Source organism: Sphingomonas sp. SRI_018 (assembly GCF_057586275.1).
On the sequence record NZ_JBYCZO010000001.1, the window covers coordinates 2,019,633 to 2,035,913 of the forward strand.

11 protein-coding genes are annotated in these 16,281 nt (G+C 68.3%); 9 read left to right on the forward strand and 2 right to left on the reverse strand.

All coding sequences use genetic code 11. The features are described 5' to 3' along the window. The first annotated feature begins 2 nt into the window (after positions 1 to 2). Positions 3 to 2,177, forward strand: a complete 2,175-nt coding sequence (locus AC2YHA_RS09415) for a CHASE2 domain-containing protein (RefSeq protein ID WP_487401277.1) — start codon at positions 3 to 5, stop codon at positions 2,175 to 2,177. Here the strand turns inward: AC2YHA_RS09415 and AC2YHA_RS09420 are convergent, their stop codons facing one another. Beyond that, the gene (locus AC2YHA_RS09420; protein WP_487401278.1) at positions 2,178 to 2,657 is read right to left on the reverse strand and encodes a DUF4136 domain-containing protein; all 480 of its coding nucleotides are present in this window, start codon (positions 2,655 to 2,657) and stop codon (positions 2,178 to 2,180) included. It abuts the gene before it with no gap. 157 nt (positions 2,658 to 2,814) lie between these two features. Between AC2YHA_RS09420 and AC2YHA_RS09425 the strand changes: the two genes are divergently transcribed. Continuing rightward, on the forward strand, positions 2,815 to 3,261 hold the full coding sequence (locus AC2YHA_RS09425; protein WP_487401279.1) for a response regulator: 447 nt from the start codon (positions 2,815 to 2,817) through the stop codon (positions 3,259 to 3,261). Positions 3,262 to 3,380: 119 nt separating this feature from the next. Here the strand turns inward: AC2YHA_RS09425 and galB are convergent, their stop codons facing one another. After that, positions 3,381 to 6,056: a beta-galactosidase GalB gene (galB, locus tag AC2YHA_RS09430; RefSeq protein WP_487401280.1), complete on the reverse strand. Its 2,676-nt coding sequence runs from the start codon at positions 6,054 to 6,056 to the stop codon at positions 3,381 to 3,383. 507 nt (positions 6,057 to 6,563) lie between these two features. On the opposite strand from galB, the gene AC2YHA_RS09435 reads away from it, so the two are divergent. From AC2YHA_RS09435 to AC2YHA_RS09465, 7 genes are all read left to right on the forward strand, one after another. Then, positions 6,564 to 9,167, forward strand: a complete 2,604-nt coding sequence (locus tag AC2YHA_RS09435; protein ID WP_487401281.1) for a TonB-dependent receptor — start codon at positions 6,564 to 6,566, stop codon at positions 9,165 to 9,167. After that, the gene (locus tag AC2YHA_RS09440; RefSeq protein WP_487401282.1) at positions 9,167 to 9,985 is read left to right on the forward strand and encodes a YncE family protein; all 819 of its coding nucleotides are present in this window, start codon (positions 9,167 to 9,169) and stop codon (positions 9,983 to 9,985) included. The genes AC2YHA_RS09435 and AC2YHA_RS09440 overlap by 1 nt, the downstream gene beginning before the upstream one ends. A gap of 786 nt (positions 9,986 to 10,771) precedes the next feature. After that, positions 10,772 to 11,245: a hypothetical protein gene (locus AC2YHA_RS09445; protein ID WP_233785634.1), complete on the forward strand. Its 474-nt coding sequence runs from the start codon at positions 10,772 to 10,774 to the stop codon at positions 11,243 to 11,245. A 143-nt stretch (positions 11,246 to 11,388) separates the two neighbouring features. Continuing rightward, entirely contained in the window at positions 11,389 to 12,000 is a 612-nt protein-coding gene (locus AC2YHA_RS09450) for a hypothetical protein (RefSeq protein ID WP_233785633.1), read from the forward strand. 95 nt (positions 12,001 to 12,095) lie between these two features. Further along, positions 12,096 to 12,872 (forward strand): fimbrial biogenesis chaperone, encoded by a 777-nt coding sequence (locus AC2YHA_RS09455; RefSeq protein ID WP_487401283.1) that lies wholly within the window; start codon positions 12,096 to 12,098, stop codon positions 12,870 to 12,872. Positions 12,873 to 12,875: 3 nt separating this feature from the next. Continuing rightward, positions 12,876 to 15,326, forward strand: coding sequence for a fimbria/pilus outer membrane usher protein (locus tag AC2YHA_RS09460; RefSeq protein ID WP_487401284.1), 2,451 nt, complete (start codon positions 12,876 to 12,878; stop codon positions 15,324 to 15,326). Continuing rightward, entirely contained in the window at positions 15,323 to 16,279 is a 957-nt protein-coding gene (locus AC2YHA_RS09465) for a hypothetical protein (protein WP_487401285.1), read from the forward strand. The genes AC2YHA_RS09460 and AC2YHA_RS09465 overlap by 4 nt, the downstream gene beginning before the upstream one ends. Positions 16,280 to 16,281 lie beyond the last annotated feature (2 nt).

Below are 16,281 nucleotides of genomic sequence, written 5' to 3' on the forward strand. Positions count from 1 at the left end.
CGTTGATCCGACGGCGGCTGCTGCTCGAATGGATCGCCATCGCGCTGCTGGCGCTGGCGGTCACCTGCGGTTTCGTGCTCGGCGGCATGACTTCGCGGATCGACAACACGCTCTATGACGCGCTGGCGGGATTGCGCGCGGCGCCCCCGTCCGACCGTATCCTGATCGTCGCGATCGACGACGAGAGCATCGCCGAGATCGGCCGCTGGCCCTGGCCGCGCACCGTCCACGCCCGGCTGATCGAGCGGATCGCCGCCGCCCGGCCGGCGGCGATCGGCTATGACGTGCTCTTTCCCGAGCCAGCGGCCAATCCGCGGGAGGATGCGGCGCTCGCCGCGGCGATGCGCGGGACACGCGTCGTCCTGCCCATCCTGCTCACGGCACCCGGCGCGAACGGGCGGGCGTTCGATGCCACCCCACCGGTCGAACCGCTGCGCAGCGCCGCCACGCTCGGTCACGTCGCGCTTCCCTATGACGGCGACGGCAGCGCGCGGGCCGCCCTGCTGGAGGTGAGCGACGGCGGCCGCACCTGGCTGCACCTTGCGGAGCAGGCCTATCGCCTCGGGAACGGCGCGCCCTCACCCGCCTTCCGCCGGGCCGCCGCGCGGGGGCAGCCGGGCGTGCTCGTCCCCTATGCGCCGCCGGGTGCGTTCCGGACCGTGCCCTTCAAGGACGTGCTGGCAGGCAGCGTCCCGCCCGAGTTCCTGCGCGGCCGGTTCGTGCTGGTCGGCGTGACGGCGGGCGGGCTCGGCGACCGCCATGTCGTCGCCGGGGCGGGGGCGCTCCCCGGCGTCGAGGTGCAGGCCAACCTGCTCAACGCGCTGCTCACCAACCGCTTCATCCGCAGCCCGTCCAGCGCGTGGCAATGGGCGTTCGCCGACTTCCCCAGCCTGCTGCTCCTGCTGCTGTTCCTGTGGCTGAGGCCGTCGCGCGCGCTGGTCGCGACCGCGGCGATCTTCGTGGCGACGGCGGCGCTGCCCGTGGCCCTGCTGGTGATCGCCGGCCTGTGGCTGCCGCCGACCGCGGCGCTGCTCGCGCTGCTCATCGTCTATCCGCTGTGGGGATGGCGGCGGCTGATGGCGATCCACCGCGCCATGTCCGACGAGCTCCGCCTCTTCGCTGGCGACGACGAGGCGCCGGTGAGGCCCGCGCGGGCAGGACTCGATCCGACGGGAAGCAGTGCGATCGCGCTGAGCACGTCGATCGCACGGCTGAGGGACCTCAAGCGGCTGATTTCCGACACGATCGAGGGGGTGTCCGATCCGTTGATCGTGACGAGCCTCGCCGGGCAGGTCCTGCTCGCGAACGGCCGGGCGCAGGCGCTGATGGCGGCCGAGCTGACGCCCGATACGATCATGAAGCTCGCAAACGCAGCCGAGCACGACGAGCTGACGCTGGCGGACGGGCGCAGCTTCTCGCCGCGCCGCACGCCGCTCGCCGATGCGGCCGGCGAGCAGCGCGGCTGGATCCTGCTGCTGGCGGAGATCACCGCGATCCGCGCCGCCCAGCAGGACCGCGAGGAGGCGCTGGAGTTCCTCAGCCACGACATGCGGGCGCCGCAGGCCGCAATCATCGCCCTGCTCGACGGCGACGGCGGCAAGGCGGTGCCGGAGGCGCTGTCCGCGCGCCTCGCCGGCCATGCGCGCCGGACGCTGCGACTCGCCGACGACTTCGTCCAGCTCGCGCGGCTGCGCAGCACCGGCTTCGAGCCGGAGGAGACGGACATCCGCGATGCGCTCGCCGAGGCCGCCGATGCGGTATGGCCGATCGCGTCGCGGAAGGGCGTGCGGGTGGTGCTGGACGACGGCGAGCCCTGCTGGATGATGGGCGAGCGCTATGCCCTCACCCGGGCGCTGCTCAACCTGCTCGACAACGCCGTCAAGTTCAGCCCCGATGGCGCGGAGGTCCGGTGCGGCGTCGCCGAGGTGACGGACGCCGGATCACGCTGGTACGAGATCGCGATCGAGGACGCCGGCCCCGGCATTCCGCCCGACCGGCTGTCACGGCTGTTCGCGCGGTTCGGACCGGTCGGCCGCAGCGGGACGCAGCCGAGCGCCGGGCTCGGTCTCAGCTATGCCCATGCGGTCGCGCAGCGTCATGGCGGTTCGCTCAGCTACGTTCCCGTAGCGCCGACCGGGACGCGCTTCGTCCTGCGGCTGCCTGCCCTGAACGAATGATCAGCGGCCGCCGAGCGCCGCATGGGCCAGCGGCTCGACCAGCCTGGCGGCCGCGCCGGCGCAGCGGCGGCCCGACACGCTGTCGCGATAGGCCACCCGCCCGTTCTGCCGCTCGATGAGTGCGACGGACAGGACATATCGCTGCCTCCGGCAGAAGGCGATGCCGGCGAGCCCGGGATCGCGGCGGCCAGCCGGCTCGTCGGCGGTCGAATAGCGCAGCGCGACCGGTGCGGCCGCATAGCCGACGTCGAGTCGGTAGCGGGCGTCCGGTGCTTCGCGGAATCCCTGGTCGGCAAGCGCCTTCGCCACCGCCTGGCGCGCTTCGAGGAGCGATGCGTCCGTCGGTTGCGGCGCCTCCGCCATGACATAGGTCCGGTCGGGCAGCGATGCCGGCGCCAGCGCGATGCCGCGGTCGATGGCCGGCGCGCATGCACCGAGCGAGACGAGGACGATCACGACCGGAAGTATTTCTATACGCACACCCGCCCCCATTTCCTCGCCTTCATTAGACGAGATCGTAGGCAATTCTCAACAGACGCGTGGTTTGACAGGTTGCAGAAAAGACAATCGCGCGTCGTTACAAGTGTTTACTCACGTCTAACCGCCGCTCGCGATACGGGTGCGAAACGAGCGCACCATGGACCTTTCCTTTCCCCATCCTCGCACCTTGCGACCCTCGGGCGGGACCATCCTGGTGGTCGAGGACGATGCGCGTATCCGCCTGTCGACCGCCGCCGCCCTGCGTGCGAACGGCTTCATGGTGATGGAGGCGGGGAGCGGCGACGAGGCGCTGCTGATCCTTGCAGGCGACCGGCCGATCGACTGCGTGTTCTCCGACGTCAGGATGCCGGGGGAGCGCGACGGCATCGCCCTCGCCGGATGGGTGCTCTCGCATCGCCCCGACCTGCCGATCCTGCTGACCTCCGGCGACGTGCAGACGGACGACCTCGATCCCGAGCTGCGCCGCCAGGTGTCGGTCCTGCCCAAGCCCTATCACCCCGCTTTGGTGATCGGCGAGATCGAGGCGCTGATCGCCTTCGGGCAGCCGCGGGAGGCGAGGTCGGCTAGAGTCCGTCCGCTTTAAGTTGAAACGATGTGCTCCTGCGAAGGCAGGAGCCCTGGATCACAGGCCGTGTCGCTTGCGGCCACGGCTCCTGCCTTCGCAGGAGCACAGACACTGCTTCGATCTAAACAGAACAGAGTCTAGCGCGTCTCGCTGCGGATCGGAACCGTCGCGCCTTCAAGACCATCGGCGGCGACATGGAGGACGATGCGGCCCGCTTCGCCCGGCCTGGCGCGGACGATCGCCAGCGCGAGGCCGTTGAAGGCGTTGCGTTCGTGCGACTGGAAGGGCTCGAAGCTGGTGGGGTCGCCGTTGTCGGTGGCGACGATCTCACCCGGCCCTTCGATCGTGAAGCGCAGCCGGTTACCGGCGCGGGGCGCGGTCAGCCCGTCCTTGTCGGCGATGCGCACCGTGACGAAGGACAGGTCGCGGCCGTCGGCGCGGATGGTGGCACGATCGGCCCTGGCGTCGAGCCTCGCCGGGGCGCCGGCGGTCTTCATCTGCGCGGTCGCCCATTCCTTGCCGTTCTTCCAGGTGACGACGCGCAGTTCACCCGGCTCATAGGTCACATAGTCCCAGCGGAAGCGATACTCGAACGGCGCGCGCTTCTTGCGGCCTTGCGACTTGCCGTTGACGAACAGCTCGGCCTCGTCGGCGGAGGAGATGACGTGCACCGGCGTCACCTGGCCTTCGCGGCCCGGCCAGGTCCAGTGCGGCAGGATGTGCGCCATCGGCAGGTCGGGCCGCCAGCGCGCCTGGTAAAGGTAGAATCGGTCCTTGGGGAAGCCGGCGAGATCGATGATCCCCGAATAGGAACTGCGCGCGGCATAATAGGGCGTCGGCTCGCCGAGATAGTCGAACCCGCTCCACACGAACTCGCCCGCGACATAGGGCGCCTGATCGTCCGCCGCGAAGGAACGATCGGCCGAGGAGCCGAAGTCGGAGGCGAACAGCTCATAGGCGCTGACCTGCCTGGTCGCGGGATCGCCGCCGACGCCGGGCCGCACCGGGCCGCTGATCGTGCCGGGTACCGGAAACTGATACTCCCCGCGGCTGCTGAGCGCGGAGGCGCTCTCGCTGCTGAAGATCACCTTGCCCGGGAAGCGCGCGCGGAAGGCGGGGAACTGGCCGGGCAGGCTGCGGATGCCGGCGCCCTGATAATTGAGCGCGATCACGTCGACCGTGGCGGGCAGCGGCATGTCCGCCTTCGCCCAGTTCATCGCGGTCATGGTCGGGCGGGTCGCGTCCTCCTCGCGCACGATCCCCACCAGCTCGCGCGCGACCGCCGCGCCCTCCTCGCCGGTATATTGCTCGCCGACCTCGTTGCCGATGCTCCACAGGAACACCGAGGGATGGTTGCGGTCGCGCCGCAGCATCGCGCGCAGGTCCTGCTCGTGCCAGTCGGGGAAGATCAGGTGGAAGTCGAGCGGCGTCTTCTTCTGCTTCCAGGAATCGAACACCTCGTCGATCACCAGGAAACCCATCCGGTCAGCGAGCTCGAGCAACTCGGGCGCCGGGGGATTGTGGCTCATGCGGATCGCATTGGTGCCCATGTCGCGCAGGATCTCGAGCTGGCGCTCCGCGGCGCGGACGTTGAAGGCGGCGCCGAGCGCGCCGAGGTCGTGGTGGTTGTTGACGCCGTGCAGCGGGATGCGCTCGCCGTTGACGATCACGCCCTTGTCCGGATCGAGGCGGATCGAGCGGATGCCGAAGCGCGTCTCGTAGCGATCGACGACTTTGCCGCCCTGCCGGAGGGTGGTGACGGCGACATAGCGGTTCGGCTGCTGCGTGGGCGGCGGACCCCAGAGGCGGGGATTGGCGAGCGTGGTCGTGCCCTTGAGCGTTGCGCTGCTACGAGCCGGCACCAGCGCGCGCTGCGGCGCGATCGCGGCGACGGCGCGGCCGGTGCGGCTGCCGGCGGCATCGAGGGCGTAGATCGCGGTCGCCACCTCGACCGGCGTTTCCGCGGCGGAATCATTGTCGATCGCGAGCTGGAGGTCGATGGTTGCCGATTGCTTCGAGACCTCCGGCGTCGTCACGACGCTGCCCCACTGGCCGACATGAACCGGGTTCGTCCTGGTCAGCCACACGCTCCGGTAGAGGCCGCCGCCGGGATACCAGCGTGCGGACTCGGGCGGATTGTCGAGCCGGATCGCGAGCTGGTTGACGCCGCCGGGCACGACATAGGGCGTCAGGTCGACGCGCCAGCCGTTGTAGCCATAGGGCCAGCCGCCGACGAGGTGGCCGTTGAGCCAGACCGCGGCGTAGGACATCGCGCCATCGACATCGAGGAAGATCGACTTGCCGCGATCGCTCGCCGGAATGTCGAGCTTCCTGCGGTACCAGCCGATGCCCCAGCTCGGCAGCCGGCCCATGCCGCCATAGGGACCTTCGGTCAGGAACGGCCCCTCGATCGCCCAGTCGTGCGGCAGGTCGACCTTGCGCCAGCCGCTGTCGTCGAAGCCGGCTTGGAGATAGGAAAGCCCCTCCACCGGCTCACCGGTCGGGCGAACATAGGGCGCACGGTTGCGGAGGAAGGCATTGCCGGTCGGCAGGATCCAGCGCTTGAGCACTGGGCGGTCGGCGGCGAGCTGCTCGGCCTCCTGTGGCCGCGCGTCGGCGGCCTTGCCGTCCTCGCTGGCCTTGAGATCGGGGCGGATGTCGTAGAGCAGGACCGCGGGCGCATCCGCCGGATCGCCCTTGGTGAAGCGCCAGCCGGCGTCGATCGAGATGCGCTCGCGCGGCGCGGTGTCGGAACGGGCGGGTTGTGCCGCAGCGGCGAGAGGAAACGCGGCAAGCAGCAGAGCCGCCCGCACCCAGATCGCGGCACGGCGCAGTGGGTTCCGTTTAGAATTGGAATTCAACGAGGCTGCGCGCAACGATCGACCTCTCCGTAATATGGACCGCGGCGACCCTGCAGGCCACGCGACCGGTTTATGATAGCGCTACCAACGCTATCGGCTGGTGAAATGATGTCAATGCCGGACTGGGCATCGAGTGGGGAAGCAATTGCCGACCCCGGTGCTGCAGGCGTTCATGGGCGTCGACCACCAGCTATATCGAAGCCGTGTTCCGTGTGGTCGACGCCTAGCCCGGAGGCGCCGACGCCCATCTTCGCGACACGCTCGGCCAGCCGCACCGATCTCGTCGTCTTTCGCCGACGCTTCGCGGCAAGGCGATGAACCCGGATCCGGGGACTGCCCGAGCGGCAAGGTCGGCAACTGGAATCCGGTCCGTCACCGGCGCGTCACAATGGACTCACAAAGGCCACTCGACAGAGTGCGGCCGACCCGCCGATCGAACACCTTCGCGTGGGGACCATCATGAACCGGAATCGTTTCGCCGCACAGCTCGGCATCTCGATCGCTGCGTTGTCGATCGCGGCAGCGGCGCAGGCCCAGACCGCGCCCGATGACGGACAGCCGGCCGATACGGACATCGTCGTCACCGGCCAGCGCGCCAGCCAGCGCCGCGCCATCGAGGCCAAGCGCGATGCGATCGGCGTGCTCGACGTCGCTGCCTCCGACGAGATCGGCCGCCTGCCCGACCGCAATGTCTCCGAGGTGGTCGAGCATCTCCCCGGCGTCGGCGTCACCTACGACCAGGGCGAGGGCCGCTACGTCGCGATCCGCGGCGTCCCTTCCAACCTCAACAACTATACGCTGAACGGCATCGAGATCGGCAATCCCGACGGCACCACCCGCTCGCTGCCGCTCGACATCGTCTCGGGCCAGCTCCTCAACCGGGTCGAGGTCGCCAAGGTCAAGACCGCCGACATGGATGGCCAGGGCATCGGCGGCACGATCAACCTGGTCACCCAGACCGCCTTCGACTTCAAGGACCGCTTCACCGTCGCCGGCAGCGCGAAGGCAGGCTATCAGGAGCTCAACAAGAAGGTGCCGGTGCAGGCGGACCTCAGCATCGCCTCCCGCTTCGGCGCGGACGAGCAGTTCGGCCTGGTGCTCGGCGCGAGCTATTCCAACCGCGACTTCGTGAGCGAGGGCTTCTATCCCGATAATTGGAAGCCGGTTGCCGGCGCCGCGCGCGGCGGCATTCCCGACAATATCAAATACACCGAATATTCGCTCGACCGGCGCAGGATCGGCGCGACCGGATCATTCGACTGGCGTCCCAGCGACCGCCAGAGCTTCTACGTCCGCGGCATCTATTCCAAGTTCATCGAGGACGAGGTCCGGCCGCGCTACCGGCTCGACTTCGCGACCAACGCACTGCTCGGCCTCAACGGCGACCGCATCACCAATCCCGCCTTCACGCTCAATCCCGACGGTCTCACCGGCACCATCACCGGCAGCGGGCCCGAGCGGCGCGAGGACCTGCGGCTCGACTACAAGGCCAAATGGCTGGCGACCGGCATGGTCGGCGGCTCGACCGATCTCGGCAGGCTGCGGTTCGACTACGAGGGCGCCTACAGCCGCAACGAGACGCTCGACCAGTTCCCGATCTGGCAGTTCCGGTGCAACCCCGGCGCGGTCGATTTCGACTTCTCGGACAAGATCTACACAGCGGGGCCGCGGACCGAGTGCCGCGCGGACCAGATGCAGTTCCGCCAGTACACCTACTCGCATCAGCTCAACACCGAGAAAATCTGGCAGGGCAAGCTGGATGCGACCTATGACCTCGGCGAGGGCAGCTTCCTGAAGTTCGGCGCCAAGTATCGCGGCACCGACCGCGACTTCGACCAGAACAACCCCACCTATGTGCGGGGCTCGGCGGCGAACCGTTGGACGCTCGGCCAATATGGCCTCGATGCGCCGGCGATCTGCGTCTACCCCAACAGCCAGGACACCGATCAGTGCTATTCCAACGGCCCGGTGTTCGACATCGGTGCGCTCCAGGGCTTCACCGACCAGCATCTCGGCGATGCGCTGATGCCGATCGATCCCGTGGCGACGCTCGCCAACAATACGCTGGCAGACTTCAGCCTGACCGAGGACGTCGCCGCGGCCTATGCGATGGCGAATATCAGGCTGGGCGCGGTGACGGTCACGCCGGGGTTGCGCTACGAGCATACCAGGCTCGACATCACCGGCTATCAGCTCGAGGACGGCGCCACGATCGTCCCGGCCTCGCGCCGCAACAGCTATGACGACTGGCTGCCCTCGCTGCTCGTCAAGATCGCGCCGTCGCGCGATACGATCTTCCGCCTCGCCTATTCGAAGAGCCTCGGCCGCCCCGAGTACAGCACGCTGTCGCCGGGCGGGTCGATCGACACGGTCGAGGGTTCGGTGTCGCTCGGCAATCCCGATCTCAAGCCCTATCGCGCCGACAATCTCGATGCGACGGCGGAATGGTATTTCGCGCCCGGCGGCATCCTCAGCGTCGGCGTGTTCGCCAAATTCATCCGCAACCCGATCTTCAGCCGGACCACGGTGCTGCGCGACACGACGTTCAACGGCGTATTCTATCCGACGCTGGAGATCTCGCAGCCGTTCAACGCCGAGAAGGGCGACATCGTCGGCATCGAGGCGCAGTATCAGCAGCAGTTCACCTTCCTGCCCGGCCTGCTCTCCGGTCTCGGCATCCAGCTCAACGGCACGCTCACCGATTCGACGCTGACGCTGCCCGATGGCCGCAGCTCGACCTTCCCCAGCCAGTCGAAATATCTCTACGGCGCCGAGCTTTTCTACCAGAAGGGCGCCGTGGAAGCCTCGATCGCCTATCACAACACCGGCAAGGCGCTGCTCTCGGCGGGCGACGTCTGGTACAACGACCAGTATAACGACGACCTGCGCCGGCTCGACGCCAAAGCGAGCTTCGCGCTGCTCCGTGACGTGCGGCTGTTCGTCGAGGCGCAGAACCTGACCGACGAACCGACCCGCCAGTACCAGGCGGGCAATCGGGATTGGGTGATCCAGAACGAGCGTTATGGCCGCACTTTCTACGCGGGTGTATCGGCCAAGTTCTGATGCGCGGGCTGCTTGTCCTGTTGGCCTTGATTGCCGCTCCCGCCCCCGCGCAGGATGCGGCGGCGCCCGCCCCCCTGCTCGCTCCGGCCAAGGCGATCGCCCGCTGGACGGCGGAGGAAGCGCGGCAGGGCGTGGCAGTGGACGGCGACCATTTCTACGCGATCAGCAACAACCGCATCGGCAAGTACGACAAGCGCACCGGCAAGCGTGTCGCCGCATGGGAAGGCGACAAGCGGCTCTATCCGCATATGAACTCCTGCGTGGTCGACGGGAAGGAGCTCGTCTGCGCCGCCTCCAACCATCCGAGCATACCGATGGCGAGCGCGGTCGAGATCTTCGACACCGCGACGCTCCGTCACGAGCGCAGCATCGCGTTGCCGCCCTATCCCGGCTCGCTGACCTGGATCGAGCGGCGCGGGCGGGACTGGTTCGCGATGTTCGCCAACTATCCGGAAAGCCGCGGCGGGGAGCCTGGACGCGACAATCGCTGGACGCTGCTCATGCGCCTGGACGAGCAGTTCCGCCCGCTGCAATCCTGGCATTTTCCCGATGCGATCCTCGCCCGCTTCGCGCCGATGAGCTGCTCGGGCGGCTCGTGGGGTGATGACGGGCTGCTTTATGTGACCGGCCACGACCGACCGGAGCTTTACGCGGTGCGCCTGCCGGAAGCGGGCACGGTGCTCGAGCATGTCGCGACCGTCCCGCTGCCTACCGACGGCCAGGCTTTCGCCTGGGACCGTTCGGTGCCGCGCAGCCTCTGGTCGATCGAGCGCCGCACCAAAGACATTGTCGTCAGCGCCATTCCCGTGGTGCGCTAGGCCGAGGACCTGTTTCAGCGCCGTCCGGGCGCGCGCTCTCGATTACGGCCAGCGACCTTCGGACGAGCGTCACCAACATGCAAAACTACGGTGCGACGCTGTCGCGGCAGCTCTTTGCAGGATCAGTAGTTCCAGTGCCTGTCCGCAATGTCGCGGCCTGAGCGGATGCATGAACGATCGGCGGCCATTGGGAAATGGCTAGTGCCGGACAGCGTGTCCGGAGTGGGCGCAAAGCTGCCATGCGACACCCTGCCATCCATGGGTGTGAGCATCAACGATGGACGGTCCTCGGCTTAACGCCGGTAACGCCAGGGAGGTAGGCGGCTGTCCCCCTTCATCAGCAGTCCCGATACGCGATCGGACTTCGGTGGCAATCCCCTCCTCATTCAACGTTCGAAACCCGTCCTAAGGCGTGAGGTTACCGCCTCAGAATGAAACAGACGATTTCCGACTATCGCGAAAACCGTTGCCTCTGTCCCATAACGGGGATATGGCCTGACTCGTAAACACTCCGTCAAATCTCCAGCATCTTGGCCAGAAGAACGAGAGAGGACGGGATGTTATGTCTTCGCGTATCCTTATATCAAAAAAATAGCGCCTGAATCGTCGGGGGACGAATCTGGCCAGCAATTATCCGGGCGAAGCGTAGGGGGGTGGGTTACTGGCATGATAGTTGCGCGGGGGGCGCGCGCAGGATCTTGCGCGCTGTGGGCATGTATCGCAGTTTTTCTTGGATTCTTCGCGGCAACGCCCGCGGTTGCGCAGTCGGAATCAGTCTCAATTGATGTGATCGCGCGGATTTCGTCGCGCTGCGGCTTCGCGGCGGGCGATCTGCCGTCGCTGACCGCGTCCGCCGATCTCGAGGAGCCGGGACAGCTGCTCGCCAATGTCGAGCTCGACTGCAACACGCCCTATGCCTTCGGCATCACCGCCGCCCACGGCGCGCTCGTCAACATCGATGCCAGGGACGACGAGTCGGGCTTCGCCTTCGCCAAGACCTATCGCGTCGCGGTGGCGCTCGACACCGACCAGGGCGTCGTCCGCAGCCAGCCCTGCTCGTCGGCCGACCTCATCGAGGGCGGCAGCTGCGCCTTTGCCGCGTCGCGGCCGGGCGAGGGTTTCAGCTCCGGGCCCGGCATCTCGATCGGTCGCCGCGCGACCCTGACCATCGACTGGCCGCCGCAATCGGCGTTGCCGAGCCGGCTCGCCGCCGGCCGCTACAAGGACACGCTCATCCTGGTGGTGGGCGCACGGGCATGACGATGCCTCTCACGCAATTCCGGCGCCTGGCGCCGTCCGCCTTCGGTCCGTTCCGCGAGGAGCGCCGAAACCCCGGGAGCGGCCCCGCCGCCTGTCCCGACGAGTGATGCTGATCGAAACCACAATCCAGCTAGGAGCATGAAATGAAGGCTATTCTTCTCGCGGCCGCGTCGGTCGCGATTTTCGCGGCGGGTTCGGCCTCGGCGCAGGTCAAGACCATCGACATCAACGGCACCGTCAACAGCAAGTGCGGCATCACCGGCAGCGCGTCGAGCGTCACGCTGTCCAGCGACCTGACCGACTCGAATGCCAAGGTCCGTCCGAGTGTCACCGCCGAGATCGCGACCGCGCTCAACAACACCAACGTCATCGCCTTCTGCAACGAAGTGAACAGCAAGGTGAAGGTCGACCGTGCGGTCCTGTCGCGCGTCGGCGCCACCGGCACCGGCGTCACCGGCGACGGTTTCGCGCACCACATCCGCTACGGCCTGGACCTGTCGATCAACGGCCTGTTCCTCGATTCGACCACGACCGACAGCGAGTCGACGGTCGCGTCGCGTTTCGGCGGCCATGACAGCGCCAGCTCGGCCGCGACCCACCTCCTGTTCGCGCAGTCGGCCTCGGCCGGCGCGGCCGTCGCGTCGTCGAACGGCTCGACGCCGATCGCCAACAATTGGTCGTCGCTCACCGACCGTCGGCTGGCTGCCGGCACCTACACCGGATCGGTTTCGATCACGCTCACTCCGGGTGCCTGAGCCTGCTCGGCCGGGTCTTCTAGCTCGGCCGGCCTGAATTCGGGTGCCGCACGCATGACGCGCGTGCGGCACCCGCCTTCTTCCAGGAAACTATCGTGAAACTCTCGCTCCGCTCCCTCCGCCGCGTGGGTGCCGTCCTCGTCGCACTTACCGCGCTCGCCGGAATCGCGACGCCGCTGCTCGCGCTCAACATCACGCCGGTGATCGTCGACCTGTCGTCGACCGGCCGGCGCACGTCCGCCGTCATCAGCCTGCAGAACACCTTCGCCGAAGCCGTCCCGGTCGAGGTCAGCGCGCATCCGGTGCGCGTGGTGAACGGCGAGCTGGTCGAGAGCGAGGAGGAAGAGGCCAAGGACCTGCTCGTGTTTCCCGCCCAGGCCACCGTCGAAGGCGGCCAGACCCAGGCGTTTCGCGTGCAATGGGTGGGCGAGCCCGCGCCGAAGGCGAGCGAGCACTTCTACGTCACCGTCTCACAGCTGCCGGTCACCCTGCCGGGCAACCAGAATGCGATCCAGGTGCTGCATCGCTTCAAGGTGCTGGTCAGCGTCGGCGCACCCGACGCCAAGGCCGAGCTTCGGATCGACAAGGCCGAGATCCAGCCCGACGAGAACGGCAAGCCGCGGCCGGTCATCACGGTGTCGAACGACGGCAACACCTATGGCTATCTCGGCCAGCGCGAGCTGACGATCGTCCAGCGCGCGCCGGACGGGCGCGAAGTGTTCCGCCGATCCTTCTCGCCCGACCTCATCCAGCGCCAGATGGGCCTCGGCCTGGTGCCGTCGGGCCAGACGCGCGTGCTTCCGGTCAACCTGCCGCTGCCGCAGGCCGACGGGACGCTTTCGGTCGAGCTCGGCGCAGCCACGTCCAGCTGAGCGATGCGGGGCGAGCTTCTCACCCTCGTCAGCATCGGCGCGCTCATCGCGTGCCAGAACGCGCGCGCTGAGGCCGTCGCCGCTGCGCCCGCGGGCCAGGCGGCCGCCCCGTCCAAGCGCTACAACACCACCGGCCGGGACATTCCCCTCGGCGGGCCGCTCACCGACGATGGCTTCATCCTCGGCGACATTTCCTACACGCTCACCAAAGACGATCGGCTGATCGTCGACGCGCCCGCCTTCCTCGCGCTGCTCAAGCCGTCGCTGGCGCCCGACGTCTGGAGCCGGCTCGCCATCGCCGTCGGTCCGCGCCAGGAGATCAGCGGCGAGGAGCTCGCCGCGCTCGGCTTCACCGTCGCCTATGACCAGGCGACGTTCGGGCTGAAGCTGTCGCTCGCGCCCGAGCTGCGGCCGCGGCGGACGATCAGCGTGACGGGCGGCTACGGCCCGACGATCGGTGCGCTCGCCGAACCGTCGCCCTTCTCGGCCTATGTCACCGCCTACGGCAACATCGACTATGTCCATCGCGGCTTCGACCGCGGCCTCGCCACGCCCAACATCCAGCTCGACAGCGCGATCCGCTACCGCGGCTTCGTGCTGGAGAACGAGGCGTCGGTGCAGGACCGGTTCAGCCGGCAGGCGACCCGGCTCGTCTATGACGACCTCGCCCGCACCGCCCGCTACTCCGCCGGCGACCTCGAGCCGATCAGCCGCGGCTTTTCCGGCGTGTCGCCGATGGCGGGCGCGTCGATCGTGCGCGTCTATTCCGACCTCGAGCCGCAGCGGAACATCCAGCCGCGCGGGCAGCGCAGCTTCACCCTGGTCCGTCCCTCGACGGTCGAGACCTTCGTCAACGGCCAGTCGGTCCAGCAGACTCGCCTCAACCCCGGCACCTACAACATCAGCGACTTCCCGTTTGCGCAGGGATCGAACGACGTCCGGCTGGTCATCCGCGACGATACCGGCGCCGAGAACGTCATTTCCTTCTCGATCAACTTCGATCGCAGCCTGCTGGCGAAGGGTCTGTCCGAGTTCGGCCTCTACGCCGGCGTCAGGGCGCCGTTCCGGATCAGCAGCCGCACCTATACCGACACGCCGATCGCCTCCGGCTTCTACCGCCGCGGCTTCACCGACGAGCTGACCGCCGGCGGCAATTTCCAGCTCTCGACCAACGGCGGGGTCGGCGGGGTCGAGGTGATCTGGGCGGCGCCGGTCGGGACGATCGGCATCAACCTGGCCGCGTCGAACATCGACCGGATCGGCAACGGCTATGCGCTGAACGTCGGGTACGAGCGGATCTTCGGATCGGGCTCGAACGTCAAGTCGCTGACGGCGACCTTCCAGACCACGAGCCGCGACTTCGCGACGCCCTCGAACGCGATCGCGTCCAATCCCTTCGCCTATGAGATCGGCGCGAGCTATTCGCAGGGCATCGCGCGCGACCATTATGTCAGCCTCGACGGCTATTATTCGATCGGCCGCGGCTCGACGCCCAACCAGGTGACCACGCGCGCCACCTATGGCTGGCGCTCGAACCGCCGCATCCTGCTGACCGCCGAGGCGGCCTATGAGCGGCGGCCGTCGCAGCACGGCTTTGGCCTCCGTATCGCGCTGACCTACCGGTTCGATCGCGAATCGAGCGCGCAGGCCGAGGTGGATACGCTGCGCGACCGCCAGCGCCTCACCTATCAGCGCGCGGAAGGGCGCGGGGTCGGCGCCTACAACGTCTCGGCCAACGTCGACCGCAACGACGATGCGGTCGGGCTGAACGGCACCGCGACCTACATCGGCAACCGCGCGGAGATCGGCGCCGCCCATCTCACCGCTTTCTCGACCGACAACGGCAACATCATCGACCAGCGCACGTCGTTCCGCTTCGGGACCTCGCTGGCCTTCGCCGGCGGTCACGTCGCGCTGTCGCGGCCGATCTACGACAGCTTCGCGATCGTCGCTCCGCACAAGTCGCTCGACGGCGCCACCGTCTACGTCGATCCGCGCGAGGATCGCGATCTCGCGCGATCGGGGCTGTTCGGGGGTGCGGTGGCACCCGACCTCAGCCCCTATTTCCCGCGCGTCCTGACCTACGACGTACCAAAGGCGCCGACGGGCTACGACCTCGGGACCGGCACCGTCACGCTCGTGCCGCCCTATCGCTCCGGCTATTTCGTCGAGGTCGGCTCCGACTATTCGGTGACCTATACCGGCATCCTGCGCCGCCGCGACGGCGCGCCGGTCAGCCTGCTCGCCGGCAAGGCGATCGAGCTGGCGCGGCCCCAGCGGGCGCCGGTCGGCATGTTCACCAACCGCGCCGGCCGCTTCGTGGCGGAGGGGCTGCGGCCCGGCAAATGGCGCATCGAATTTCCGAACCAGGACGAGCGGTTCGTGATAGAGGTTCCGGCCGACGCCAAGGGGCTGGTCGACGGCGGAGAAATAAGGCCGGAGGGGGCGCAATGAAGACAAGGTTGCTCGCCGCGATCGGCGCATGTGCGGCGGTAGTCGCCCCGGCCGCGGCATCGGCCGCCTGCGCGAGCTTCGAGGCTTCGCCGGCGGAACTCACCGTCCAGTACGATCCGTTCGGCCGCGCGACGGTCGACCGCGTGTTCACCTTGCGCGTCCGTCGGCTCGACCCGGCGGCGACGGGGGTGCGGTTCGTTTTCGCCAACCCCGATGCGAGCGGCGGCCGCTCGCGGGTCGGACGATATGGGCCCGAGGATTTCACCATCCTGTGGAACCGCGACCAGGGCCGCCGCGTGTTCGTGCTGGGGGCCGAGCAACCCAATCCGACCAACGGCGCCTATGTTCAGTTCGCGGCGGCCCCGGCCGGCAACGTCGTCACCGACGTGTTCCGCCTGCAGCTTCCGCCTGGACAGCAGGCGGCGGCAGGCACCTATCTCCAGCCGATGGAGCTGCGCTTCTTCTGCACGACGGCCGGCGACAGCACGCCGCCGGATTTCCAGACCGGCTCGCAGGTCGCGGTCCAGGTCGAGGTGCCGCAGCGCATCTCGAGCTATATCGGCTCGATCGGCCAGCGCCGCGGCGCGATCGATTTCGGTGAGCTCGGCGCGGGCGGCGGCGTGGCGCCGCGCAGCCTCGCCGTCACCGTGCAGGCGACCGTCCCCTACACGATCGACATCCACAAGGAGCGCCGCGCGCTCCGGCGGAGCGACGAGGACAGCTACGGCATCCCCTATCGGATGCGCCTGTCCGGGGTGGAGGTCGACGACGGGTCGCGCATGGCCTGCGACCTCACCCAGGCGCCGACCGGCCGGGTCCATCCGGTCGAGGTCGCGCTCAGCCAGCGCGACGTGGCGAGCGTTCCGGCGGGATCCTATAGCGACACGGTGACGCTGACGTTCCTGCCGCGGCTCGGGCTCGCGGGCGGTGCGGGCTGCGCGATCGGCGGCTGAGC